General features: G+C 71.4%; 21 protein-coding genes and 3 tRNA genes. 13 read left to right on the forward strand and 11 right to left on the reverse strand.

Annotated features, from left to right (window positions below; translation table 11 throughout):
* Positions 1 to 38: 38 nt before the first annotated feature.
* The 5 genes from ACIGXP_RS12180 (at position 39) to ACIGXP_RS12200 (ending at position 8765) form a co-directional block, all read left to right on the forward strand.
* Entirely contained in the window at positions 39 to 2546 is a 2508-nt protein-coding gene (locus tag ACIGXP_RS12180; protein ID WP_399767117.1) for a DNA polymerase III subunit gamma and tau, read from the forward strand.
* A gap of 141 nt (positions 2547 to 2687) precedes the next feature.
* Positions 2688 to 3944, forward strand: coding sequence for a phosphoribosylamine--glycine ligase (purD, locus tag ACIGXP_RS12185; protein ID WP_399767120.1), 1257 nt, complete (start codon positions 2688 to 2690; stop codon positions 3942 to 3944).
* Between the two features lie 275 nt (positions 3945 to 4219).
* Positions 4220 to 6100 (forward strand): hypothetical protein, encoded by a 1881-nt coding sequence (locus tag ACIGXP_RS12190; protein WP_399767124.1) that lies wholly within the window; start codon positions 4220 to 4222, stop codon positions 6098 to 6100.
* Positions 6101 to 6300: 200 nt separating this feature from the next.
* Positions 6301 to 7797, forward strand: a complete 1497-nt coding sequence (locus tag ACIGXP_RS12195) for a N,N-dimethylformamidase beta subunit family domain-containing protein (RefSeq protein ID WP_399767127.1) — start codon at positions 6301 to 6303, stop codon at positions 7795 to 7797.
* A gap of 68 nt (positions 7798 to 7865) precedes the next feature.
* On the forward strand, positions 7866 to 8765 hold the full coding sequence (locus ACIGXP_RS12200; protein WP_363215633.1) for a phosphoribosylaminoimidazolesuccinocarboxamide synthase: 900 nt from the start codon (positions 7866 to 7868) through the stop codon (positions 8763 to 8765).
* 47 nt (positions 8766 to 8812) lie between these two features.
* On the opposite strand, the gene ACIGXP_RS12205 is transcribed toward ACIGXP_RS12200, so the two are convergent.
* The 8 genes from ACIGXP_RS12205 to ACIGXP_RS12240 form a co-directional block, all read right to left on the reverse strand.
* Positions 8813 to 8888, reverse strand: a tRNA-Gly gene (locus tag ACIGXP_RS12205).
* Between the two features lie 23 nt (positions 8889 to 8911).
* A complete protein-coding gene (locus tag ACIGXP_RS12210; protein WP_363215634.1) occupies positions 8912 to 9526 on the reverse strand; it encodes a response regulator transcription factor in 615 nt (204 codons plus the stop codon).
* The gene (locus ACIGXP_RS12215) at positions 9523 to 10767 is read right to left on the reverse strand and encodes a sensor histidine kinase (RefSeq protein WP_399767132.1); all 1245 of its coding nucleotides are present in this window, start codon (positions 10765 to 10767) and stop codon (positions 9523 to 9525) included. The genes ACIGXP_RS12210 and ACIGXP_RS12215 overlap by 4 nt, the downstream gene beginning before the upstream one ends.
* 28 nt (positions 10768 to 10795) lie before the next feature.
* Positions 10796 to 11554 carry an ABC transporter permease gene (locus tag ACIGXP_RS12220; protein ID WP_399767135.1) on the reverse strand — a complete coding sequence of 253 codons (759 nt, stop codon included), beginning with the start codon at positions 11552 to 11554 and terminating at the stop codon, positions 10796 to 10798.
* 176 nt (positions 11555 to 11730) lie between these two features.
* Entirely contained in the window at positions 11731 to 12675 is a 945-nt protein-coding gene (locus tag ACIGXP_RS12225; RefSeq protein ID WP_399767138.1) for an ABC transporter ATP-binding protein, read from the reverse strand.
* Positions 12676 to 12816: 141 nt separating this feature from the next.
* A tRNA-Gly gene (locus ACIGXP_RS12230) sits at positions 12817 to 12892 on the reverse strand.
* Positions 12893 to 12971: 79 nt separating this feature from the next.
* Positions 12972 to 13043: transfer RNA gene (locus tag ACIGXP_RS12235), tRNA-Gly, on the reverse strand.
* A gap of 168 nt (positions 13044 to 13211) precedes the next feature.
* Positions 13212 to 13529: an Lsr2 family protein gene (locus ACIGXP_RS12240; RefSeq protein WP_031164632.1), complete on the reverse strand. Its 318-nt coding sequence runs from the start codon at positions 13527 to 13529 to the stop codon at positions 13212 to 13214.
* A gap of 310 nt (positions 13530 to 13839) precedes the next feature.
* Between ACIGXP_RS12240 and purS the strand changes: the two genes are divergently transcribed.
* From purS to purL, 3 genes are read left to right on the forward strand one after another with little or no spacing between them, the layout of a single operon-like run.
* The gene (gene purS / locus ACIGXP_RS12245; protein WP_015659417.1) at positions 13840 to 14103 is read left to right on the forward strand and encodes a phosphoribosylformylglycinamidine synthase subunit PurS; all 264 of its coding nucleotides are present in this window, start codon (positions 13840 to 13842) and stop codon (positions 14101 to 14103) included.
* Positions 14100 to 14780 (forward strand): phosphoribosylformylglycinamidine synthase subunit PurQ, encoded by a 681-nt coding sequence (gene purQ, locus ACIGXP_RS12250; protein WP_363215637.1) that lies wholly within the window; start codon positions 14100 to 14102, stop codon positions 14778 to 14780. Before purS ends, purQ begins: the two co-directional genes overlap by 4 nt.
* Entirely contained in the window at positions 14777 to 17035 is a 2259-nt protein-coding gene (gene purL, locus ACIGXP_RS12255; RefSeq protein WP_399767143.1) for a phosphoribosylformylglycinamidine synthase subunit PurL, read from the forward strand. Before purQ ends, purL begins: the two co-directional genes overlap by 4 nt.
* 50 nt (positions 17036 to 17085) lie before the next feature.
* Here the strand turns inward: purL and ACIGXP_RS12260 are convergent, their stop codons facing one another.
* Positions 17086 to 18549: an MFS transporter gene (locus ACIGXP_RS12260; RefSeq protein ID WP_399767146.1), complete on the reverse strand. Its 1464-nt coding sequence runs from the start codon at positions 18547 to 18549 to the stop codon at positions 17086 to 17088.
* 96 nt (positions 18550 to 18645) lie between these two features.
* Here ACIGXP_RS12260 and ACIGXP_RS12265 point away from each other — a divergent pair, with 96 nt between their 5' ends.
* The 5 genes from ACIGXP_RS12265 to purM all read left to right on the forward strand — a co-directional run bounded on the left by ACIGXP_RS12265 (position 18646) and on the right by purM (position 23426).
* A complete protein-coding gene (locus ACIGXP_RS12265) occupies positions 18646 to 19284 on the forward strand; it encodes a helix-turn-helix domain-containing protein (RefSeq protein ID WP_363215640.1) in 639 nt (212 codons plus the stop codon).
* Positions 19285 to 19294: 10 nt separating this feature from the next.
* Positions 19295 to 20092: a sterol carrier family protein gene (locus ACIGXP_RS12270; RefSeq protein ID WP_399767150.1), complete on the forward strand. Its 798-nt coding sequence runs from the start codon at positions 19295 to 19297 to the stop codon at positions 20090 to 20092.
* A gap of 65 nt (positions 20093 to 20157) precedes the next feature.
* Positions 20158 to 20595 carry an META domain-containing protein gene (locus ACIGXP_RS12275; RefSeq protein ID WP_399767152.1) on the forward strand — a complete coding sequence of 146 codons (438 nt, stop codon included), beginning with the start codon at positions 20158 to 20160 and terminating at the stop codon, positions 20593 to 20595.
* Positions 20596 to 20797: 202 nt separating this feature from the next.
* The gene (gene purF, locus ACIGXP_RS12280) at positions 20798 to 22327 is read left to right on the forward strand and encodes an amidophosphoribosyltransferase (RefSeq protein WP_363215643.1); all 1530 of its coding nucleotides are present in this window, start codon (positions 20798 to 20800) and stop codon (positions 22325 to 22327) included.
* Positions 22328 to 22358: 31 nt separating this feature from the next.
* The gene (purM, locus tag ACIGXP_RS12285; RefSeq protein ID WP_363215644.1) at positions 22359 to 23426 is read left to right on the forward strand and encodes a phosphoribosylformylglycinamidine cyclo-ligase; all 1068 of its coding nucleotides are present in this window, start codon (positions 22359 to 22361) and stop codon (positions 23424 to 23426) included.
* Positions 23427 to 23492: 66 nt separating this feature from the next.
* On the opposite strand, the gene ACIGXP_RS12290 is transcribed toward purM, so the two are convergent.
* Both ACIGXP_RS12290 and ACIGXP_RS12295 read right to left on the reverse strand, forming a co-directional pair.
* The gene (locus ACIGXP_RS12290) at positions 23493 to 23744 is read right to left on the reverse strand and encodes a DUF3073 domain-containing protein (RefSeq protein ID WP_069780012.1); all 252 of its coding nucleotides are present in this window, start codon (positions 23742 to 23744) and stop codon (positions 23493 to 23495) included.
* A gap of 290 nt (positions 23745 to 24034) precedes the next feature.
* Positions 24035 to 25141, reverse strand: coding sequence for a Glu/Leu/Phe/Val dehydrogenase dimerization domain-containing protein (locus ACIGXP_RS12295; protein WP_363215645.1), 1107 nt, complete (start codon positions 25139 to 25141; stop codon positions 24035 to 24037).
* Between the last annotated feature and the right edge of the window lie 29 nt (positions 25142 to 25170).

A 25170-nucleotide genomic window follows, 5' to 3' on the forward strand; every position in this document is an offset into this window, starting at 1 on the left:
GGGGCCGGTTGTCAGTGAGCGCCTATAACCTCGTATGCGTGTCGTCTCTCGCGCTGTACCGCCGCTATCGCCCGGAGACCTTTGCCGAGGTCATCGGGCAGGAGCATGTCACCGACCCGCTGCAGCAGGCGCTGCGGAACAACCGGGTCAATCACGCGTACCTGTTCAGCGGTCCGCGCGGCTGCGGCAAGACGACCAGCGCGCGGATCCTCGCCCGCTGTCTGAACTGTGAGCAAGGTCCCACGCCGACGCCCTGCGGGGAGTGCCAGTCGTGCCGGGACCTGGCCAGGAACGGGCCCGGCTCGATCGACGTCATCGAGATCGACGCCGCTTCCCACGGTGGTGTGGACGACGCCCGTGAGCTGCGTGAGAAAGCCTTCTTCGGCCCCGCGAGCAGCCGGTACAAGATCTACATCATCGACGAGGCCCACATGGTCACGTCGGCCGGCTTCAACGCGCTGCTGAAGGTCGTGGAGGAGCCGCCGGAGCATCTGAAGTTCATCTTCGCCACCACCGAGCCCGAGAAGGTCATCGGCACCATCCGGTCCCGGACCCATCACTACCCCTTCCGGCTGGTCCCGCCCGGCACCCTGCGGGACTACCTGGCCGAGGTGTGCCAGAAGGAGAACATCCCGGTCGAGGAGGGCGTCCTCCCGCTCGTCGTGCGCGCCGGCGCCGGTTCCGTGCGTGACTCCATGTCCGTCATGGACCAGCTGCTCGCCGGCGCCGGAGCGGAGGGTGTGACGTATGCCATGGCCACCTCCCTCCTCGGCTACACCGACGGCTCGCTGCTCGACTCCGTCGTCGAGGCCTTCGCCACCGGCGACGGGGCCGCCGCCTTCGAGGTCGTGGACCGCGTCATCGAGGGCGGCAACGACCCGCGGCGCTTCGTCGCCGACCTGCTGGAGCGGCTGCGGGACCTGGTGATCCTCGCCGCCGTTCCGGACGCCGTGGACAAGGGGCTCCTCGACGCCCCCGCCGACGTCCTGGAGCGGATGCAGGCCCAGGCCTCCACCTTCGGCGCCGCCGAGCTGAGCCGCGCCGCCGACCTCGTCAACGAGGGCCTGACGGAGATGCGCGGTGCCACCTCGCCCCGCCTCCAGCTGGAACTGATCTGCGCGCGCGTGCTGCTCCCCGCCGCCTACGGAGACCAGCGGTCCGTGATGGCCCGCCTCGACCGTCTCGAACGCGGCGTCCACTTCTCGGGCGGCACCGGTGCGCCCGCCATGGGGTACGTCCCCGGGCCCGAGGCCCACGGCGCCGGTGCCCCGGCATCGCCCGCCGGTGCTCCGGTATCGCCCGCGAGCGCCCCAGTGCCGCCCGGCGGCGGTCCCGCGGCGGCCCGCGCGGCGGTGCGCGCGGCCAACGGTCCGGGTGCCGGTGGTCCGGGGGCCGGGGAGCCGGGCGTGGGCGGATCCGTCCCGGGCGGTCCGGGCGCAGGTGGTCCTGGTGTCGCTGGTCCGGGTGCCGGTGGTCCGGAGGCCGCTGGTCCTGGCGTCCCTGGTCACGGTGCCGGTGGCCCGGGCGTTGACGGTCCCGGCTCCGGCGTCGGTGGTCCGGCTCCGGCCGCCCCCGCACCCACAGCCCCCACCCCGGCAGCGCCGACCCCGGCCACCCCCACGACGGCCCCCGGCCCCACCCCCACCGACCAGGCCCCGGTACGGCCGTCCGACTCCCCTGGTGCGCCCGCTGCCTTCCCGGCCCCGGCCGGTGCTTCCACCCCGTCCCCCGCCGCTCCCGGCGCCTGGCCCACTGCCGCTGCTGCCGGCAGCGGTCGGCGCCCCGGTGGCTGGCCCACGGCCGCGGCACCGGCGGGCGGTCAGCAGGGTGGGCAGCAGGGCCGGCCGGCTCCCGGCCAGGCACCCGCTGCGCCGCAGCACCAGGCGGGCGGCGCCGCGCAGACGGCCCCCGCGGCTCCGGCGGCACCCGCACCGGCTCCGGCAGCAGCTCCCGCGGCCGGCGGCCTCGATCCGCGTGTGCTCTGGCCGAACATCCTGGAGGCCGTCAAGAACCGCCGCCGCTTCACCTGGATCCTGCTCAGCCAGAACGCCCAGGTGACCGGTTTCGACGGCACCACCCTGCAACTCGGCTTCGTCAACGCCGGCGCCCGGGACAACTTCGCCGGCAGCGGCAGCGAGGACGTGTTGCGGGCGGCGCTGGCCGAGCAGTTCCACGTGCAGTGGAAGATCGAGGCGGTCGTCGACCCGTCCGGCGGCGGATCCGCACCCCAGTCCGCCGGTGGCTTCGGCGGAGGCGGTTACGGCGGCGCTTCGGCCGGGAGTGGCGGTTACGGCGCCCCCGCCTCGCCCCGCCCTGCTCCCCAGCCGGCCCCGCAGCCGTCCGCACCCGCGCGGTCCGGCCCCGCTGCCGTTCCTGCCGCACCCGCCCCGCGGCCCACGGCCGCCCCGGAGCCGCCGCCGGTCTCCCTGGAGGACGACATTCCGGAGGACGACGACCCGGACCTCGACGAGTCGGCACTCTCCGGCCACGAACTGATCGTCAAGGAGCTGGGGGCGACGGTGGTGGAGGAGTTCTCCAACGAATAGGCCGGACCGGCTACGAATGGGCCGGACCGGACGAATGGGCTGGGTCGGCAACGAACAGGCAGGACCGGCGCGGGCCCTTTGGAGGAAAGTCCAACAAGCCCGGGCCCCGGTCTTCGGCAACCTTGCCATTAGGCTGACCCCGTGAAGGTCCTCGTCATCGGCAGCGGCGCCCGCGAACACGCCCTGTGCCGCTCCCTGTCCCTCGACCCCGACGTCACCGCGCTGCACTGCGCCCCCGGCAACGCCGGCATCGCGGAGGTCGCCGAGCTGCACCCGGTCGACGCGCTCGACGGCAAGGCGGTCGCCGAGCTGGCCGCCGGCCTCGGTGCCGACCTGGTCGTCGTCGGCCCGGAGGCCCCGTTGGTCGCCGGTGTGGCCGACGCCGTCCGTGCGGCCGGCATCCCGGTGTTCGGTCCGTCGAAGGAAGCCGCGCAGCTGGAGGGCTCCAAGGCCTTCGCCAAGGACGTCATGGCGGCGGCCGGGGTGCCGACCGCCCGTTCCTACGTGTGCACGACGGCCGATGAGGTCGCCGAGGCCCTGGACGCCTTCGGCGCCCCCTACGTCGTCAAGGACGACGGCCTCGCCGCCGGCAAGGGCGTCGTCGTCACCGATGACCTGGACGCCGCCAAGGCCCACGCCGCCGCCTGTGAACGCGTGGTCGTCGAGGAGTTCCTCGACGGCCCCGAGGTGTCCCTCTTCGCGATCACCGACGGCGTGACGGTCGTACCGCTCCAGCCCGCCCAGGACTTCAAGCGCGCCCTGGACGGCGACGAGGGTCCGAACACCGGTGGCATGGGCGCCTACTCGCCGCTGCCGTGGGCCGAGCCGAAGCTGGTCGACGAGGTCCTGCAGACGGTCCTGCAGCCGACCGTGGACGAGCTGCACCGCCGCGGCACCCCGTTCTCCGGCCTTCTCTACGCGGGCCTGGCGATCACCAGCCGCGGTGTCCGGGTCATCGAGTTCAACGCCCGCTTCGGCGACCCGGAGACCCAGGTGGTGCTGGCCCGGCTGAGGACCCCGCTGGCCGGGCTGCTGATGGCCGCCGCCACCGGCAACCTCGCCGATCTGCCGCCCCTGCGCTGGAGCGAGGACGCGGCCGTCACCGTCGTCGTCGCCTCGCACAACTACCCCGGCACCCCCCGCACCGGCGACCCGATCACCGGTCTGGACGAGGTGGCCGCCGAGGACGCCCCGCACGCGTACGTCCTGCACGCCGGGACGAAGCGGGACGGCGACGCCGTGGTCAGTGCGGGCGGGCGCGTGCTGTCCGTCACCGCCACCGGCAAGGACCTGACCGAGGCGCGCGAGCGGGCGTACCGGGCGGTGGGCCGGATCCGTCTGGACGGCTCCCAGCACCGCACCGACATCGCCGCGAAGGCGGCGCGGGCAAGCGCCTGACCCGCCCCCCTGCCGCCGGCACGACACCCAGGCCCCGGATTTCCGAATCCGGGGCCTGATCTTTGCTGTCTGTCACCCACCTCTGACCAAAGCCATTCCATCGAGTGAGCAATCGCCCATACGGCTGACGGGGGCCGGGGCCCCAACTAGGGTGCCGCGCAAGCGTTCCGGCACTTGGCCCACCGGCATTGCGATGTCAGTGGCGGGTGCCACAGTGGGGGAGTGAGCACCACCAGATCGGCACGGCATCGGCAGCGAGGGGGTGAGGTCGGCACGTGACCGGAATCGGTGCGGAGGCGGGCGCGCAGGCCGCGCGTTCCCGGGCCCTCGCCGTACTGCGGGTCCGGGGCCGCGCGCTGGGCGTGGCCCTGCTGCCCGCGGCTGCCGCGGTGATCCTGCTGACCGGCGTGTCCACCGGCCACTTCGTCGGCCGGGGCTGGGACGCCGCGCGCTGGGCCGTGGGCGTCCTCGCCGTGCTGGTGCTGCTGGCCGCCGTCGGCATCGCGCTGGTCGTGGCCCGGGCGCGTCCCGCAGTCAGCCCGACGGTGCCCATCCCGGAGCAGTCCGCCCCGGACCTGTACCGGTTGGTGCGCGACCTCGCCGACCGCCTGGACGTCCCGGCCCCCTCGGCCATAGCGCTCACCCCGGACTGCGACAGCTGGCTGGAGGACCGCACACACGCGGCCCACGGCCCGCCCCCGCGCCCCGCGCCCGACGAGATAGCGGGCCCGGGCCGCCGCCGGGCCCCCGTCGCGCCGGTGCTCGTCATCGGCTCCCCGTTTCTGTGGTGGATGCGCGTCGGGGAGCTGCGCGCGGTCCTCGCCCCGGTCATCGCGGGTACGGGCCCTTCGGCGCACCCGGACATAGCGGCCGCCCGGCGCTTCGTGCGCGGTCTGGATGCCGCGGTCGCGGTCGCCTCCGCACCGGGCCGCTGCCTGGTGGCCCGGGGGGTGTGCGCGGCCCTCGGCGGGGTGGCCCGGCTGCTGCTGCGCGGCTGCCGGGAGCACGCGACGCAGATGGAGCGCGGGGTCGCCGCGGCGGCGGCCGAGCGGGCCCAGGCCGTCGACTACGGCCTGAGGATCGTCGCCCAGGAGCAGGTCGGCCTCGCCTACGCCGGCTGGGACCGGCTGCTGACCCGGGTCGCACTGCCCGCCTGGCGGATGGGCCGCTGGCCCTCCGGGCTGGACGCGGGCGTGGTCGCCGCGCTCACCGAGCTGTCCCGGCGGGACCGCCTGGCCGAGGGCTTCACCTCCCGGCTCGGCGAGCGCCCCGCCTGCGACCTGCTGGAAGAGCCCGGCGCGGTGGACGAGGCCGCCTCGCTGCTCGCCGCGCGGCTGTTCCACGGCGGTCCCGCGGAGTCCGGTCCGGACTGGGCGCCGGTGGACTGGCAGGCGTACCCGGAGGAGGTCGTGGACCGCACCTGGCGTGCCGACGCGGCCCGTCTGCACCGCGTCCTGGACTCCCTCGGCGTCCGCGCCTCGCTCGACCCCGCGACCCCCGACCCCGGCGGCCCCACCCTGGCCCGCGTCCTGGACCACCTGACCGTGCCCGCCACAGAGGCGGCAGCCCCCCGAACCCCCCACAGCAACCCGCGAGCCGCCGAGGGCGAGCACGGCCCCCTGGAGCCGCCCGCCCCGGCGCCCGACCCGCACATCCCCGACGGCGAGCACCCCCCACAGGCGCCGCACGTGCCCGATGGCGAAAGCCGCGGGGGTGGGATGCGGATCCCCGCCGAAGGTGAGGGCGAGGCGCCGCAGGGGGAGCGGAGCGCCGCCCTTGCCGCCGGTCTGAGCGCCGCGCTGGCCCGTGAGGAGCACGGGGTGCCCGGGGGCGCGACTGCCACCGGCCGGAGCCCCGAGAGCGCCCTGTGGGACGACGGCGGGCTGCCGCTGTTCCCGCTGCAGCCCCCGCGCACCGCCCGCGACCTGCTCACCGACCACGTCACGGCGATGGTGTGCTGCGCGGCCATCGACACCGCCGGCGCGGTCCCCGCCCTGGACTGGCTGGACGGCCCCTCCCTGCTGCTCGGCGGCGAGCGGGCCGCCGACCTCACGACCAGGGTGCTCAGCCTGGTCGAAGAGGGAGACCCGGGCCCGCTGCGCGATTGGCTGGCCGCTTCCGGCATACGCCCCGAGAAGCCCGTTCGGCTCGTCTGACGGAAGCCCTGTCTTCCAGTTCAGGTCAATTCGCAACGAGTAGTGACCGAGCCCGTGCGTTATGTGATGTGCTGGGAGCGACCACGCACCTGGCAAAGGCGTGCGACATACGACAGCACGGCCGAGCCCGGGGCGCACCACCGAGCACCGCGAGCACCACCGAGACAGGACGACACGGGGGCATGAGGGAGGGGACGGCCATGGCCTCGGACCACATTCGCCGCTGGGAGTCCGGAGCGCTCGCGCACGCCGTCACGGATCCTTTCGGCCAGGGTCCTCTGCCCTGGCTGCGCGGCAGTGAGACCTACTTCGACGACACCGGTCACGTCGTGCCCTGGTACGTCGATGCGAGCCCGCAGCAGCTCACCGACGGCAGGCCCCGGGTGCCCGCGCCGCGTGCGGGTGCAACCGGGCCCCGCGCCGCCGACGACGTGCACCGCCAGATCAAGGGCTTCACCTCCACCGGCGCGGTCAGGCCGGGCGAGGCGATCGACTTCCACGTCACGGTCGACCCGCCCCAGGAGTTCAGCGTCGACGTCTACCGGATCGGCCACTACGGCGGCGACGGCGCCTCCAAGATCACCACCAGCCCGCGGCTGTCCGGCATCGTCCAGCTCCCGCCGCTCGCCGCCGACCGCACGGTCTCCTGCCACCACTGGTGGCTGTCCTGGCGCCTCCAGGTGCCCTCCCACTGGCGCATCGGCGCCTATGTGGCCGTCCTCACCACCGCCGACGGCTACCGCTCCCACGTGCCGTTCACGGTCCGCGACGACCACCCCGCCGACCTGCTCCTGCTGCTGCCGGACATCACCTGGCAGGCGTACAACCTGTATCCGGAGGACGGCCGCACCGGCGCCAGCCTCTACCACGCCTGGGACGAGAACGGCCGGCTGCTCGGCGAGGCCGACGCTGCCACCACGGTCTCCTTCGACCGCCCCTACGCGGGAGCGGGCCTGCCCCTGCATGTCGGGCACGCCTACGACTTCATCCGCTGGGCCGAGCGCTACGGCTACGACCTCGCCTACGCCGAAGCCCGCGATCTGCACGCCGGCCGCGTCGACCCCACCCGCTACCGGGGCCTGGTCTTCCCCGGCCACGACGAGTACTGGTCGGTGCCGATGCGCCGGGCCGTCGAGGACGCCCGGGACCGGGGCACCTCGCTGGTCTTCCTCTCCGCCAACACCATGTACTGGCAGGTGGAGCTGGGCCCCTCCCCGTCCGGCGTCCCGGACCGGCTGCTGACCTGCCGCAAACGCAAGGGCCCCGGAAAGCCGGTGCTGTGGCGCGAGATCGACCGGCCCGAGCAGCAGCTGGTCGGCATCCAGTACGCGGGCCGCGTACCCGAGCCGCACCCGCTGATCGTCCGCAACGCCGGCCACTGGCTGTGGGAGGCGACGGGCGCGCACGAGGGCGACGAGATCGAGGGCCTGGTCGCCGGCGAGGCCGACCGGTACTTCCCGCGCACCCCGCTGCCCGAGCACGAGGAGCGCATCCTGCTCGCCCACTCCCCGTACACCGACGGCGAGGGCGCCCTGCGCCACCAGGAGACGTCCCTGTACCGGGCCCCCTCCGGCGCCTGGGTCTTCGCCTCCGGAACCTTCGCCTGGTCCCCGGCCCTCGACCGCCCCGGCCATGTGGACCCCCGTATCCAGCGCGCCACGGCGAATCTGCTGGACCGCATCTGCAAACGCGACTGACCCGCTGTCCGGCTCGGGGGTTCCATACGGGACAATCAAGCCATTGGACAGAACCACGGGGAGGAACCGTGTCCGGATTCGTAGAAAAGCCCGAGCCGATCCAGGTTCCGGGCCTGGTGCATCTGCACACCGGAAAGGTGCGCGAGCTGTACCGGAACGAGGCGGGCGACCTCGTGATGGTCGCCAGCGACCGCATCTCCGCCTACGACTGGGTGCTGCCCACGGAGATCCCCGACAAGGGCCGCGTCCTCACCCAGCTCTCCCTGTGGTGGTTCGACCAGCTGCGGGACCTGGCCGCCAACCATGTGATCAGCACCGAGCTGCCCGAGGGCGCCCCCGCCGACTGGGCGGGCCGCACGCTGGTCTGCAAGTCCCTGAGGATGGTCCCGGTCGAGTGCGTGGCCCGCGGCTATCTCACCGGCTCGGGACTCGTCGAGTACGACGAGTCCCGTACGGTCTGCGGCCTCGCCCTCCCCGAAGGCCTCGTCGACGGCTCCGAACTGCCCGCCCCGATCTTCACCCCCGCCACCAAGGCCGAGGTCGGCGAACACGACGAGAACGTCTCCTACGAGGAGGTCGCCCGCCAGGTCGGTGCCGAGACCGCGGCCCAGCTGCGCCAGGCCACGCTCGCCGTGTACTCCCGCGCCCGGGACATCGCCCGCGAGCGGGGGATCATCCTGGCCGACACCAAGTTCGAGTTCGGCTTCGACGGGGACACCCTCGTCCTCGCCGACGAGGTCCTCACCCCGGACTCCTCCCGCTTCTGGCCGGCCGACCAGTGGCAGCCGGGCCGGACGCAGCCGTCGTACGACAAGCAGTTCGTCCGGAACTGGCTGACCTCGGCGGAGTCCGGCTGGGACCGCAAGAGTGAGCAGCCCCCGCCGCCGCTGCCGCAGGACGTCGTGGAGGCGACCCGGCAGAAGTACGTGGAGGCGTACGAGCGGCTGACGGGCATGAGCTGGTCCTGACCCGCGAGCGGTGACGCAAAAGGCCCCCGGGAGACCGGGGGCCTTACTGGAGCGGACGACGAGGCTCGAACTCGCGACCTCAACCTTGGCAAGGTTGCGCTCTACCAACTGAGCTACGTCCGCGTTGCGCCGTGGCGCGAGAGCAACTATACCCAACCTCGCTCCCGTGCGAGACGCACTGCCGCATGACGGTTTTCCGCGCCGAGCTTCGTGACGGCCGAGGAGAGGTAGTTCCGTACGGTCCCCGGGGACAGTGCGGCCCGCTCGGCGATCTCCGCGACCGGTGCTCCGTCGGCCGCCAGCTCCAGCACCTCGGCCTCCCGCGCGGTCAGCGGGGAGTCCCCGGCGGAGATCGCGTCGGCGGCCAACTCCGGGTCGACGTAACGGTTTCCGGCGTGCACCGTCCGGATGATCTCGGCGAGCCGCTGCGCGCTGACCGTCTTCGGGACGAACCCCCGCACACCGGCCGCGAGTGCCCGTTTCAGATGGCCCGGCCGTCCGTGTCCGGTGACGATCAGCACCCGGCAGCCGGGCAGTTCGGCCCGCAGGGATGTGGCGACCTTCACACCGTCGGCGCCCGGCATCTGGAGATCGAGCACGGCGACGTCGGGTGCGTGGGCCCGCGCCATCGCCAGCGCCTCGGGTCCGCTGGCCGCCTCCGCGACGACGAGGAGATCGTCCTCCAGCGACAGCAGCGCGGCCAGCGCGCCGCGGATCAGATGCTCGTCGTCGGCGAGCAACAGCCGTACCGGAGTGCTCATGACGTGACTTCACTCACTTTCTGTTCCAGTGGCACCTCTGCCACCAGCCGGAACCGGGCCTCGGGCACCGCGCCCGCCTTCAAGGTGCCGCCGACGACCGCCAGCCGTTCCCGCAGCCCGGCGAGCCCGGAACCCCCACCCCCGTGGGGGGTTCCGGGCAGCCCGTCGTTCTCCACCGTCAGCACCACACGCCCCTCAAGCACCCGCAGACACAACGTGCAGCGTCCGGCGTCCCCATGCCGCAGCACATTGGTGGTCGCCTCGCGCACCACCCAGCCGAGCGCGGACTGCACCTCTGCGGGCAGCCCCGCCGTCTCCGCGCTGACCTCGCAGTCGATCCCGGCGGCCGTCAACACACCCTGGGCGCCGGTGAGTTCGGCCCCGAGGTCGGCCTCCCGGTAGCCGCGTACGACGGCCCGTACCTCGCGCTGGGACTCCTGCGCGATGCGCTGCACCTCGATCATCTGCTCCACGGCCTCCGGCCGCCCCCGCCGGGCCAGTTGCACCGCCAGCTCGCTCTTGAGCGAGATCACGGACAGGTTCCGGCCCAGCACGTCGTGCAGATCCCGCCCGAACCGCAGCCGCTCCTCCGCGACGGCGAGCCGGGCCTCCACCTCACGGGCCCGCTCCCCCTCCCACAGCACGGAGAGGGTCCAGGCGCCGCAGCGGCCGGCGAGCAGCGCGAAGACCGCCTGGAAGACGATCGTCGCGACGGTCGCCACCAGGCCGAAGCCGTCACGGTCGGCGAGCCCGACGGCCGTCGTGAGCAGGACCGTGAACACCGCGGACCGGCGCAGGAACACCCCGACGGGGACCATGAACCCGTAGAGCAGCGCGAACGGCAGCACGACGCCGCCGATCGTGAACCGGACCGTCATCCCGCTCGCCGCGTTCAGCCCGGCGAGCGCCACGATCAGCGCCAGCGCCAGCCCCAGCAGGACGGCCGGTGTGCGGTGCGCCCCGGCCGGCAGCTCGGCACGCCCGAGATAGTGGCTGAGCACGGGCCTGGTGAGCCGGTTCGCGACCACGCACTGCAGGATCGCCACGAGGACGAGGAGGGCGCCGAGCCCACCCGCCACCGGCCGGTGGGCGAGACCGCCGGGCAACGGCAGCAGCACCCAGAAGCACATGATGAACCAGATCGTGCCGTACCAGGTGAAGACGCTGGTCAGCTCGACCCGCTCCGCCTTGCTCCGCCGCCCCCAGTGCCGCTGCTGCCATCCTCGTATCCGGCCCACCATGCGCGCCCGTCCCCCGTCGCTTCCGTGCTCAGCGCCGCGGTTCCCACCGGAACCGCCGCCGTACAGCAAACACCGCGATGAAGATCCAGGCCAACGCGGTGACAAGGGCGCCGAGTGCCTCGCCGGCGCTCAACTGGCCCGTCCAGCCGCCGCGGACGAGCCGGATCGCCGGGGACAGCGGGAGCAGTTCGCAGACGGTGGCCAGCTTGTCCGGCAGGAGCTCGGTCGGGAACGTGATCCCGGATCCGAGCATCGACAGGAACATCAGCGGCAGCGCGGTGACCTGGCTGCTCTCCACGGTCCGGGTGAAGGACGCGGTGAGCGCGGCGAGCGCGGCACTGACCAGGTAGCCGGCCAGCAGTCCGGGCAGGATCAGATACGGCGCCCTGGGCGCGCCGGTGGACAGCAGGGCCGCGCATCCGACGCACAGCACGAGCGCCTGGGCGAGTCCGATGCCGAGCGCGGGCAGGGCGGTGCCGGTGAGGATCTCGGCGTCGGAGAGCTCGCCGGTGCGCAGCCGTTTGAGGACGAGTTCCTCGCGTCGGGCGACGTAGGCGTTGACCAGCGAGGTGTACACGGCGAAGAGGAAGGAGAAGCCGATCGCGGCCGTCAGCAGAGTGGTGCCGACGGTCAGTCCCTGCTTCCTCAGGTCCAGCTGATCGATGGCCGGCCGCACGCTGAACGGCAGCAGCAGTGGCACGGCCAGCGCGGTGAACACGACCCCGCGGTTACGGCCGAGCAGCACGAACTCGGCCCGCCCCAGCGCCCCCAGCCGCCGCCCCACCACCCCCCAGCCACCACTGCCCACACGATCCCGGCCACTCACCCGCGTACCGCCCACTGCCCGTACACCGTCCCCGGCCGCCACCCGAACCCCACTCGTCCCGCTCACCGCGCAACCCTCCGTCTCCGCTCCGGCCCCGTTCACCCCGCTGCGCCCCCTCGGACGTGTCTCGGTTCCGCTCATGCCGCCGCCCGTGGTGCGTGCTCGCGGGCGATTCCGAGGAATGCCTCCTCCAGTGACGCCGAGCGCATGTCCAGGGCGCGCAGCTCGACCCCGGTCCGCTCGGCCCAGGTCAGGACGCCGGTCGCGGTCCGCTGCAGCTGGGTCGTGCGCAGCCGTACGACCCTTCCGTCGCTCTCGTGGGAGCAGACGCCGAGGTCGGCCAGGGGTGGCAGGTCGCCGAGGAAGTAGCCGTCGGGCAGTTCGAACGTCATCCGGGAGGGGCGGCCCGCCGTGACCTCGGCCGGGGTTCCGGAGGCCGCGATCCGGCCCTCGTGCAGGATGGCGAGCCGGTCGGCGAGGCCCTCGGCCTCCTCCAGGTAGTGCGTGGTGAGCAGCACGGTCGTACCCGCGTCGCGCAGCCTGCGCACCAACTCCCAGGTGTCCCGGCGGCCTTCCGCGTCGAGCCCGGTCGTCGGCTCGTCGAGGAAGAGCACCTCGGGATCGCCGAGCAGGGCGAGCGCCAGGTCGAGCCGGCGCCGCTCACCACCGGAGAGCTGTTTGACCCGCACCCCGTGTTTGCCGGCCAGCCCGACCAGCTCCAGCACCTCGGTCTCCGGCCGGGCCCCGCTCGTGCACCCCGCCCACATCCTGGCTGTCTCGGCGACGGTCAGTTCGGCCGGGAAGCCGCCCTCCTGGAGCATCACGCCGGTGCGGGGGCGTACGGCCGCCCGTTCCCGGCAGGGATCGTGTCCGAGGATGCGGACCCGGCCTCCGGCGGGTGCGGCGAGGCCCTCCAGCAGTTCGACCGTCGACGTCTTGCCCGCCCCGTTGGTACCGAGCAGGGCGAAGATCTCCCCGCGGGCCACGGAGAAGCTGATTCCGCGTACGGCCTCGAACCCGCCCCCGTAGACGCGCCTGAGATCGGTGACCTCAATCACGTGTTCGTGTTCGTCGTAGTGCATGAAGCCAGCGTCGCGGCGCCCGGGGCGGGACGGCAGTGCGCGCTGTCATCGCCCGGCATGACAAATGTCAGAGGCGAACCGGAACGTGCCGGAGGCACAGGCGCACGAAAAAACCCCGGTCGCGAGGACCGGGGCTTTCCCTGGAGCGGACGACGAGGCTCGAACTCGCGACCTCAACCTTGGCAAGGTTGCGCTCTACCAACTGAGCTACGTCCGCACTGCTCCCGACCGGCTCCCACCGATCGGTGCGAGCACCAGCCTACCTGATCCACACGAGTGGTCGTGACCGGTGCCGGAGCGGGTGACAGGAATCGCACACTGCGCCTTCCCCCTGGAAGGGGGATGTTCTGCTACTGAACTACACCCGCACGCTCCTCGGGGTTTCGGCCTTTTCGGCCTCGCCCCTCGGCGTGCTCCAGACATTAGCTGATCAGCAGGGGGGTCGCGCAAGTCGGCTCCCCTTGCTGTCCGGTATGCCCAAGTGCACGGTCCTCAGGGTCCGCTGACGGGCCCTGAGGACTGCCCCTTCGCGGGCTTCACTGCGCGGCGCTGAAGGCCTCGTAGACCTTCTTGGGGATGCGTCCGCGGGCCGGGACGTCCATCTTGTTGGCCTGGGCCCAGGCACGGACGGCCGCCGGATCGGGGGCGACCTCCGTCTGCTTGTACGCCTTGCCGGAGCGCGACCGCTTGCGGCCGGCCTCGACGTAGGGCGCGAGCGCCTTGCGCAGTTTCTTGGCGTTGGTTTCGTTCAGGTCGATCTCGTACGACTTGCCGTCGAGTCCGAAGGCGATCGTTTCCGCCGCTTCCGAGCCGTCGATGTCGTCAAAGAGCGTGACCACGACCTTTTGCGCCACGAATATCGGTCCCTTCGTGCGGCACGTCGATACAGCTCAACAGCGATGACGTGCCGAGTATCGGCTATTGCCAATTCATTTGTACAGTGCCCGGCAATGCAAAGTGAAGCCCGACTAAATCCGCCCGCGTGTCCGAACACAATAGGCAGGCCGGGTGGACTGTCGAACTTTCCCAGAACTTTTCGCGGCGGTACGGCTTCGACACCCGATCGTGATGCGCCTCACGTAGTTTCCTACAACTCTACTCGCGTAGAAATTTTGTGCGGGTAGTCTGAAGGAACCTGCTCAGCACCACACACCGGGAGTGCCAGTGGCACGCGTCGTAGTCGACGTCATGCTCAAGCCGGAGATCCTCGACCCCCAGGGCCAGGCGGTCCAGCGTGCGCTGCCGCGTCTGGGTTTCGAAGGGATCTCGGACGTACGTCAGGGAAAGCGTTTCGAACTGGAAGTTGACGGGCCCGTTGACGAGGCCGCGCTCGCCCGCATCCACGATCTTGCGGAATCCTTCCTCGCCAACACGGTGATCGAGGACTTCACCGTCAAGGTGGAAGAAGTCGCGGAGGCGGCCAAGTGACCGCTCGTATTGGCGTCGTCACTTTCCCGGGCAGCCTCGACGACCGGGACACCCAGCGCGCGATCCGCCTTGCGGGCGCCGAACCGGTCGCCCTGTGGCACAAGGACAAGGACCTCAAGCAGGTCGACGCCGTGGTCCTCCCCGGCGGTTTCTCCTACGGCGACTATCTGCGGGCCGGCGCCATCTCCCGCTTCTCGCCGGTGATGGAGACCGTCATCGAGCAGGCGAAGGCCGGCCTGCCGGTCCTCGGCATCTGCAACGGCTTCCAGGTCCTCACCGAGGCCCACCTCCTGCCGGGCGCGATGCTCGGCAACGACCACCTCCACTTCATCTGCCGCGACCAGAAGCTGCGGGTGGAGAACGCGGAGACCTCCTGGACCGGTGACTACCGCCAGAGCCAGGAGATCCACATCCCGCTGAAGAACATGGACGGCCGGTACGTCGCCGACGAGTACACGCTCGACAAGCTGGAGGCGGAGGGCCGTGTCGTCTTCCGGTACCTCGACTTCAACCCCAACGGCTCGCTGCGCGACATCGCCGGCATCACCAACGAGGCGGGCAATGTCGTCGGCCTGATGCCGCACCCGGAGCACGCCGTGGAGCCGCTCGTCGGCACCGGCCGCACCGACGGCCTCCCCTTCTTCACCTCGATCCTCAAGAAGCTGGTCAACGCATGAGCCGGACGCCTCTGGACACGGTCGAGCACGCGGCCGCGACCCCCGACGTCGAGCTGCCCTGGGCCGAACTCGGCCTGAAGAAGGACGAGTACGAGCGCGTGGTCGAGATCCTCGGCCGCCGGCCCACCGGTGCCGAGCTCGCCATGTACTCGGTCATGTGGTCCGAGCACTGCTCGTACAAGTCCTCCAAGGTCCACCTTCGCCAGTTCGGCGAGAAGGCCCCCGAGAACGACGCCCTGCTGGTCGGCATCGGCGAGAACGCCGGTGTCGTCGACGTCGGCCAGGGCTACGCGGTCACTTTCAAGGTCGAGTCGCACAACCACCCGTCGTACGTCGAGCCCTACCAGGGCGCGGCCACCGGCGTCGGCGGCATCGTCCGCGACATCATCGCGATGGGTGCCCGCCCGGTCGCGGTGGTCGACCCGCTGCGCTTCGGTGCCGCGGACCACCCGGACACCAAGCGGGTGCTCCCGGGCGTGGTCGCGGGCATCGGCGGCTACGGCAACTGCCTGGGCCTGCCGAACATCGGCGGCGAGGTCGTCTTCGATTCCTGCTACCAGGGAAACCCGCTGGTCAACGCCGGTGCCATCGGCGTGATGCGACACGAGGACATCCACCTCGCGAAGGCGTCCGGCGCGGGCAACAAGGTCATCCTCTACGGCGCCCGGACCGGCGGCGACGGCATCGGCGGCGCGTCGATCCTGGCCTCGGAGACCTTCGACGACGCCAAGCCGTCCAAGCGTCCGGCCGTCCAGGTCGGCGACCCCTTCCAGGAGAAGCTCCTCATCGAGTGCACCCTGGAGGCCTTCAAGGAGAAGCTGGTCGTCGGCATCCAGGACCTGGGCGCCGCGGGCCTGTCCTGTGCCACGTCGGAGCTGGCGTCGAACGGCTCCGGCGGTATGCGCGTGACGCTGGACGACGTCCCCCTGCGCGACTCGACCCTGTCTCCTGAGGAGATCCTCATGAGCGAGTCGCAGGAACGCATGTGCGCGGTCGTGGAGCCGGAGAAGGTCGACCGCTTCCTGGAGATCTGCGCCAAGTGGGACGTGATCGCCACGGTCATCGGTGAGGTGACGGACGGCGACCGCCTGGAGATCTACTGGCACGGCGGCAAGATCGTCGACGTCGACCCGCGTACGGTCGCCCACGAGGGCCCGGTGTACGAGCGCCCGTACGCCCGCCCGTCCTGGCAGGACGCCCTCCAGGCCGACGACGCGAACAAGCTGCCGCGTCCGTCGTCGGGCGAGGAGCTGAAGGACCAGGTCCTGAAGCTGGTCGGCTCCCCCAACCAGGCGTCGAAGAAGTGGATCACGTCCCAGTACGACCACTTCGTGCAGGGCAACACCGTCCTGGCCCAGCCGGAGGACTCCGGCATGATCCGCATCGACGAGGAGACCGGCCTCGGCGTCGCCATCGCTACCGACGGCAACGGCCGCTACGCCAAGCTCGACCCGTACACGGGCGCGCAGCTGGCGCTGGCGGAGGCGTACCGGAACGTGGCGACGACGGGCGCGAAGCCGCTCGCGGTGTCGGACTGCCTGAACTTCGGCTCGCCCGAGGACCCGGCGGTCATGTGGCAGTTCGCGGAGGCCGTACGCGGTCTGGCGGACGCCTGCCAGCAGCTGGGCACCCCGGTGACCGGCGGCAATGTGTCTTTGTACAACCAGACGGGCGAGGCGGCGATCCACCCGACGCCGGTCGTGGCGGTCCTCGGCGTGATCGACGACGTCGCCCGCCGCACGCCGGTCGCCTTCCAGGAGGAGGGCCAGCTGATCTACCTCCTCGGCGACACCCGTGAGGAGTTCGGCGGCTCGGCCTGGTCCCAGGTGATCCACGACCACCTCGGCGGCCTTCCCCCGGCCGTGGACCTGGAACGGGAGCGCCTGCTGGCCGAGATCCTGGTCTCGGCCTCCCGCGACGGCATGATCGACTCCGCGCACGACCTGTCCGACGGCGGTCTGGTCCAGGCGGTCGTGGAGTCCGCGCTGCTCGGCGGCAAGGGTGCCCGGCTGGTCGTCCCGGACGGCCTGGACGCCTTCACCTTCCTGTTCTCCGAGTCGGCCGGCCGCGCGATCGTCGCCGTGCCGCGCTCGGAGGAGGTCCGCTTCAACGACATGTGCGGTGCGCGGGGCCTGCCGGCCACCCGGATCGGTGTCGTGGACGGTGCGGCCGTGGAGATCCAGGGCGAGTTCACGCTCACGCTGGAGGAGCTGCGGAAGGCGCACGAGGAGACGATTCCGGCGCTGCTGGCGTAGTGGTCGTACGCCGGTGAAGGCCCCGTCCGGGACGCCGGGCGGGGCCTTTCTCATGCGGTGACGGGTTCCTTCGCCGGTTCCGCCCCGGCCGGGCGGGCCTTCGGCAGGTGTAGGGCGAGCAGCAGGCACAGCGCCATCACCCCGGCGCCGCACAGGAACACCGTGTCCATCGCGGAGACGTACGCCTCCACACCGGCAGCGTGTGCCGCTCCCCGCAGGGCGGCCAGGGAGCCGATGTCGCCGGGGCCGTCGTACAGGCGGTTGAGGAGGGTGCCGAAGAGGGTGGCGCCCAGCGCCGTGCCCAGGGTCTGGAAGAAGCGGACGGCGGTGGTGGCTACGCCGAGCTGGTGCCGGGGTGCCGCCTCCTGCACCACCTGGATCAGCTGGCCGAGGAGCTGGCCGAAGCCGATGCCGACGAGCAGCAGGGCGGCGCGCAGCTGCCACAGCGAGGTGCCGGTGCCGGTGGTGGCGAGGAGCAGGAAGGCCGCCGTGGCCACGGAGGCACCGCTGATCACGAAGGTGCGCTCGGACCAGCCGCGTTCGGTGAGCCGGCCGGCGGCGATGCCGACGGTCATGATGCCGACGGCCATCGGGATGAGGAAGAGCCCGGCGGATGAGCTGGCGATGCCGCGTGCGACCTGGAGATAGACCAGGACGTAGTACATGGCGCCGGTCATGGCCACGCCCATCAGACCCTGGATCGCGAACCCCAGCCGCAGTTCGGGCACGCGGAACAGCGAGGGCGGCAGGATCGGTTCGGCGGTGGTGAACTGGCGGCGCAGGAAGAGCGCGAGCGCGATCACCGAGGCCAGGGCGACGCCGAGGACCTGCGGTGACGTCCAGGCGTACTGCTTGCCGCCCCACTCGGTGACCAGCAGCAGCGTGGTGGAGAACGCGGCGGCGAGGGCCGCGCCGGGGAAGTCGATCGCGCGGTCGGCGGTGTGGCGGGGGAGCTTGAGGACGACCACGGCGGTGGCCAGGGCGGCGATGCCGAGGGGCAGGTTGAGGTAGAAGGCCCAGCGCCAGCTCGCGTGGTCGGCGAGGAAGCCGCCGAGCCACGGCCCGACCGCCATGCCGCCGCCCGCGACGATCCCGCCGGTCCCGGCACCCTTGTTCTTCTTCTCGCCCGGCCCCTTCAGCTGGGCGATCACGACCATCGTGACGCTCATCAGCCCGCCCGCGCCGATGCCCTGCACGGCCCGGGACGCGATCAGCCAGCCGATCGACGGGGCCGCTCCGCACAGCGCCGAGCCGGTCAGGAAGGCGCCGAGCGCGCCGAGGAAGACCCGCTTGGCGCCCAGCACGTCGCACAGCCTGCCGTAGAGCGGGAGCATCGCCGCGGACGCCAGCGAGAAGGCGCTGACCAGCCACGGGATCGTGGCGATGCCGTGCGAGGGGTCGAGGTCGCGGACGATCGGGACGGTCGCCGCGGACACGATCTGCATGTCCAGGACGGCCAGGACGATCGTGACGAGGCAGACGAGGAAGCCGATCTTGCGCTGGGTGTCGGTCATGGGCATCACACTGCCCCACGACTATGTACCCAGTCAATGTTTTGTCTGCGATTACATTTAATCCGAGCACAATGTTCATCTTGGTAATCTGACGCCATGGCTGAGGCGATGGGGCTGCGCGAGCGCAAGAAGCTGCAGACGGCGATGCGGATCTACCGGGTCGCGGTCGGCCTGTTCGTCGAACGCGGCTACGACAACGTCTCCGTGCAGGAGATCGCCGACGCCGCCGAGGTCTCCAAGATGACCGTCTTCAACTACTTCGGCACCAAGGAGGACTTGATCTTCCGGCCGATGGAGGAGCACTTCGGCGACACGGCCCGCGCGGTGCGCGAGCGGCAGCCGGGAGAATCCGCCCTGGACGCCGTACGACGGCAGTTTCTGGAGATGGTCGAGTCCCGCGACCCCTCGATCGGGCTGAACCCCGAGCCGACCGCCCGCCAGGTCCGGCAACTCGTGCGCGACACCCCCGTCCTGATGGAGCGTGCCTTCGTCAGCTTCCAGAAGGGCACCCGTGAGCTGGCCGCCCTGCTGGCCGCCGAGACCGGGGACCTGATGCAGGCCACGGTCGCCGCCGCTACCCTGAGCGCCGCCCGCAACGCCCTCATCGAGGAGCACCACCGCCGTATCGCCGAGGGCGAGAGCCCGGAGCAGGTCGCCGCCGACGCCGTGGAACGGGCCAGGACCGCCTTCGGCCTGGTCGAAAACGGCCTGAAGGGCTACGCGGTCAAGGCATAGGGTCGCTGCCATGTCCCCGGCCAAGAAGCGCGCCCGCAGCTACGACCCCGTCAAGACCCGCGCGGCGGTCCTCGCCCAGTTCGGACACGTACGGGAGGCCGTACGCGGCCTGTCACCGGAGCAGCTCGCGCTGCCCACGCGGCTCGGCGAGTGGACCGTACGCGACCTGATCGCGCACATCGGCATGGCGCTCACCGCGATCCCCCGGGCGCTCGCCCTGCCCGAGCCGCCGAAGGCGGACGCCGTCCTGCTCGACTGGCCCTTCGCCACTGCGGCCAACGCCGCCGCCATCGACGCGTTCACCCGGGAGATCACCGCCGGACACCCCGACCCCGACGCCTACCTCGCAGACATCGAGCAGTCCCTGCGCGCCCTGCTCGCGGAGCACTCCGGCACCCGGATCCTGCGGACGAGCGCCGGCGCGATGCCTCTGGACGACTATCTGGTCACCCGCACCGCCGAACTCGTCGTCCACACCGACGACCTGAACGCCGCCGTGCCCGGCCTGGAGGTGCCCTACGACCGCCAGGCCCTGGCCGCCGCCACCCGGCTGCTCGCCGACGCCCTCGCCGTCAAGGCGCCCGGCGGTTCCACCGAGGTCCGCGTGCCGCCGTACGCCGTGGTGCAGTGCGTCGAGGGGCCCCGGCACACCCGCGGCACCCCGCCCAACGTGGTCGAGACCGACCCGCTGACCTGGATCCGGCTCGCCACCGGGCGCCTGGCCTGGAAGGACGCCCTGGAGGAGGCCAAGGTGAGGGCCGGCGGGGAGCGGGCGGACATCGGGGGACTGCTGCCGCTCATGTCGTAGAGCCCCAGGCGGAACCGGTCGTACCGCCTGGCCGTCGAACCCATATGAACCGGTACAAGCAGCGCATGACCCTGACGGCGGCCGCCGTGCTCGTCCCGCTCACGGTGGCCTGTGGCATCGGAAAGGCGGACAGTGGTCCGGTGGGCGTCCAGCAGTCACGGCTGACCGGCATCGACTGGCGGGTCGACAGCATCACCGCCGGCGGCACCACCCGGCACGCACCCGCCGCAGCCCGGCTCCGCATCGACGACGACGGCAAGGCGGCCGGCAACCTGGGCTGCAACCAGTTCAGCGCCCGGGCCACCGTGCACGGCGACCGGATCACCTTCGGCGACCTGCGCACGACCAGGATGGCCTGTGCCCCGGACCGCATGGACTTCGAGCGCGCCCTCGCCCGCGCGCTCACCACCGGCACCCTCGTCGCCAAGGCGGACGACGGGAAGCTGACGCTCACCGACGGCGACGGCGACCGCATCCACCTCAGCCGCAGCGCGCCCGAATGATGTGCGACGCCTCACTCGCGCATCGGGCGAAAAGAGCCTTCGACCGCCGCGGGGCAGGCCCCCCACGGCCGCCCGCGCACCAGCGGCACCGCGCTGACCAGCGCAAACGAGGAAACCCACAAGGTGATCGCGACCGCTGTGTCGGTTACGGCCACGTATCCCCAATTCGGACCAGTGGTCGACCTCGCCTACACTCGGTGGCGTGCCACGTGGTGACGGTCGACTCAATCACGATCTGCTTCCCGGCGAGAAGGGCCCCCAGGACGCTTGCGGCGTCTTCGGTGTCTGGGCTCCGGGTGAAGAGGTCGCAAAGCTCACGTACTTCGGGCTCTACGCCCTCCAGCACCGGGGTCAGGAATCCGCGGGAATCGCGGTCAGCAACGGCTCCCAGATCCTCGTCTTCAAGGACATGGGCCTGGTCTCCCAGGTCTTCGACGAGACCTCGCTCGGTTCGCTCCAGGGTCATATCGCGGTCGGACACGCCCGCTACTCGACCACCGGCGCCTCCGTGTGGGAGAACGCCCAGCCGACGTTCCGCGCCACCGCGCACGGCTCGATCGCGCTCGGCCACAACGGCAACCTGGTCAACACGGCGCAGCTCGCCGAGATGGTCGCCGAGCTCCCGAACGACAACAACAGCCGGTCCACCCGGGTCGCGGCCACCAACGACACCGACCTGCTGACGGCGCTGCTCGCCGCACAGGTCGACGAGGACGGCAAACCGCTCACCATCGAGCAGGCCGCCCACCAGGTCCTGCCGAAGGTGCGGGGCGCCTTCTCGCTCGTCTTCATGGACGAGCACACCCTCTACGCCGCCCGTGACCCGCAGGGCATCCGCCCGCTGGTCCTCGGCCGGCTGGAGCGCGGCTGGGTGGTCGCCTCCGAGACCGCCGCCCTGGACATCTGCGGCGCCAGCTTCGTCCGCGAGATCGAGCCGGGCGAGTTCGTCGCCGTCGACGAGAACGGTCTGCGCAGCTCCCGATTCGCGGAAGCGAAGCCCAAGGGCTGTGTCTTCGAGTATGTGTACCTGGCCCGCCCGGACACCGACATCGCCGGCCGGAACGTGTACCTCTCCCGCGTGGAGATGGGCCGCCGGCTCGCCAAGGAAGCCCCCGTCGAGGCCGACCTCGTCATAGCGACCCCGGAGTCCGGCACCCCGGCCGCCATCGGCTACGCGGAGGCCTCCGGCATCCCCTTCGGCGCGGGTCTGGTGAAGAACGCGTACGTCGGGCGGACCTTCATCCAGCCCTCGCAGACCATCCGCCAGCTGGGCATCCGCCTGAAGCTGAACCCGCTGAAGGAAGTCATCAAGGGCAAGCGCCTGGTCGTCGTCGACGACTCGATCGTGCGCGGCAACACCCAGCGGGCCCTGGTCCGCATGCTCCGCGAGGCCGGCGCCGCCGAGGTCCACATCCGGATCTCGTCGCCGCCCGTGAAGTGGCCCTGCTTCTTCGGCATCGACTTCGCCACGCGCGCGGAGCTGATCGCCAACGGCATGACCATCGAGGAGATCGGCACCAGCCTCGGCGCCGACTCGCTCGCCTACATCTCCATCGACGGCATGATCGAGGCGACCACCATCGCCAAGCCGAACCTGTGCCGTGCCTGCTTCGACGGCGAGTACCCGATGGAGCTGCCGGACCCGGAGCTGCTCGGCAAGCAGCTGCTGGAGACCGAGCTGGCCGCCGGCCCGGCAGCCACCGCTGCCAGCGACGCGATCCGTCGCCCGTAACACCCTGCAGTACGACACGAAAGTCACAGTCATGTCTGAGACCACTGGTGCCAGCTACGCAGCGGCGGGCGTCGACATCGAGGCGGGCGACCGCGCCGTAGAACTCATGAAGGAGTGGGTGAAGAAGACCCAGCGCCCCGAGGTCCTCGGCGGCCTCGGCGGCTTCGCCGGGCTCTTCGACGCCTCCGCCCTCAAGCGCTACGAGCGCCCCCTGCTGGCCTCCGCCACGGACGGCGTCGGCACGAAGGTCGACATCGCGCGCCGCATGGGCGTCTACGACACCATCGGCCACGACCTGGTCGCCATGGTCATGGACGACATCGTGGTGTGCGGCGCCGAGCCGCTGTTCATGACCGACTACATCTGCGTCGGCAAGGTCCACCCCGAGCGCGTCGCGGCCATCGTGAAGGGCATCGCGGAGGGCTGTGTGCTCGCCGGGTGCGCCCTGGTGGGCGGTGAGACGGCCGAGCACCCCGGCCTGCTGGGCGAGGACGACTTCGACGTCGCCGGCGCCGGTACGGGCGTCGTGGAGGCCGACCGGCTGCTCGGCGCGGATCGCATCCGTAAGGGTGACGCGGTGATCGCCATGGCGTCCTCCGGGCTTCACTCGAACGGGTACTCCCTGGTCCGCCACGTCCTGCTGAACACGGCGGGCCTGGCCCTGGAGACGGAGGTCGCGGAGCTCGGCCGTACGCTCGGCGAGGAACTGCTGGAGCCCACGAAGATCTACTCGCTGGACTGTCTCGCCCTGACCCGCACCACGGATGTGCACGCCTTCTCGCACATCACCGGCGGCGGACTCGCGGCCAACCTGGCCCGCGTCATCCCGGACGGGCTGCACGCGACCGTCGACCGCTCCACCTGGACCCCGGGCGCGATCTTCGACCTGGTCGGGAAGACCGGGAACGTCGAGCGCCTGGAGCTGGAGAAGACCCTCAACATGGGCGTCGGCATGATGGCGATCGTCCCCGAGGAGTCCACCGAGGTGGCCCTCGCGACGCTGGCCGACCGTGGGGTCGACGCCTGGGTCGCCGGCGAGATCACCGAGCGGGGCGAGAAGGAGACCGGCGCGGAAATGGCCGGAGACTACGCCGGCTGAACCTGCGGGTAGCACAGAACCCGGTCGGTGGCAGTGCCACCGACCGGGCGAGTGCTCAGTGCAAGGTCAAGCGCCGCGACGATGTTGTGAGGGACCGTCGTCTTCATCCTCGTCGTCGTCCTCGTAGAGGTCGGCGTAACGAGAGTAAAGATCGTCCTCTTCATTCTCATCGTCCTCGAACGGCTCGCTGTTCGGCGGCTGGCTCGAAGTCGATGCGCCCAGTTCACTGGCCAGCCGTGACAGGTCAGTCCCACCGCTGTTGTACTTCAGCTGGCGGGCGACCTTCGTCTGCTTGGCCTTGGCCCGGCCGCGCCCCATGGCTCGACCCCCTCGGTGACGGGGCTTGATGGCCCCAGAGTCTGACACGCGTTCATGATCTGGAACGGACCCTCCGCGGAGAGGCCGGTCCGTAGGGCTTCCACGGTACCTGAGCCCGCGCCCATACGGTACGTCGCCCGCAGCACGCGCGTGTGCCCAGGACCTTCGAGGCGCCCCGTCCTCGCTGGTCAGTGGCGATTTTAACCACTTATCGGGGAACGACCCGCCGGTGGAAGTGAGAGTTCTCTCTAAGTTCCCGCCGACGGGTACCGCTCACCTGTGCGACCGGGTCAGTGCGCAGCGTGTCCCGCGCGCGCCTCGGCCATCCGCTGCTCGGCGATCCGGTCGGCCGCCGCGGCCGGCGGGATCCCGTCCTCCTTCGCACGTGCGAATATGGCCAGCGTGGTGTCGAAGATCTTCGCCGCCTTCGCCTTGCACCGGTCGAAGTCGAACCCGTGCAGTTCGTCGGCCACCTGGATGACCCCGCCGGCGTTCACCACGTAGTCCGGCGCGTAGAGGATCCCGCGGTCGGCGAGGTCCTTCTCGACGCCCGGGTGGGCGAGCTGGTTGTTGGCCGCGCCGCACACCACCTTGGCGGTGAGCACCGGCACGCTGTCGTCGTTCAGGGCGCCGCCGAGCGCGCAGGGGGCGTAGATGTCCAGCCCCTCGACCCGGATCAGCTGCTCGGTGTCGGCGACCGCCGTCACGCCCACGGGGTACTGCTCGAGGATCCGCTGGACGACGTCCGCGCGCACGTCCGTGACGACGACCTCGGCGCCCTCGTCGCGCAGGTGCTTCACCAGGTGGTGGCCGACCTTGCCGACGCCGGCGACGCCGACCTTGCGGCCGCGCAGCGAGGGGTCGCCCCACAGGTGCTGGGCGGAGGCGCGCATGCCCTGGTAGACGCCGAAGGCGGTGAGCACCGAGGAATCGCCGGCGCCGCCGTTCTCCGGGGAGCGGCCGGTGGTCCAGCGGCACTCACGGGCCACGACGTCCATGTCGGCGACGTATGTGCCGACGTCGCACGCGGTGACGTAGCGGCCGCCGAGCGAGGCGACCATGCGGCCGTAGGCGAGCAGCAGCTCCTCGGTCTTGTCGCGCTCCGGGTCGCCGATGATGACGGCCTTGCCGCCGCCGTGGTCGAGACCGGCCATGGCGTTCTTGTACGACATGCCGCGCGCGAGGTTGAGGGCGTCGGCTACGGCCTCGCTCTCGGTCGCGTAGGGGTAGAAGCGCGTGCCGCCGAGGGCCGGACCCAGGGCGGTGGAGTGGATGGCGATCACGGCTTTCAGGCCGGTCGCCCGATCCTGGCAGAGCACGACCTGCTCATGGCCCCCCTGGTCCGAGTGGAACAGGGTGTGCAGGACATCAGCAGGTGCGCCAATTACGTCGGTCACTGTGGTGACTCCTGTGTAAAGAGCGGCGA

This window comes from Streptomyces sp. NPDC053069 (assembly GCF_044546895.1).
Taxonomy (GTDB): domain Bacteria; phylum Actinomycetota; class Actinomycetes; order Streptomycetales; family Streptomycetaceae; genus Streptomyces.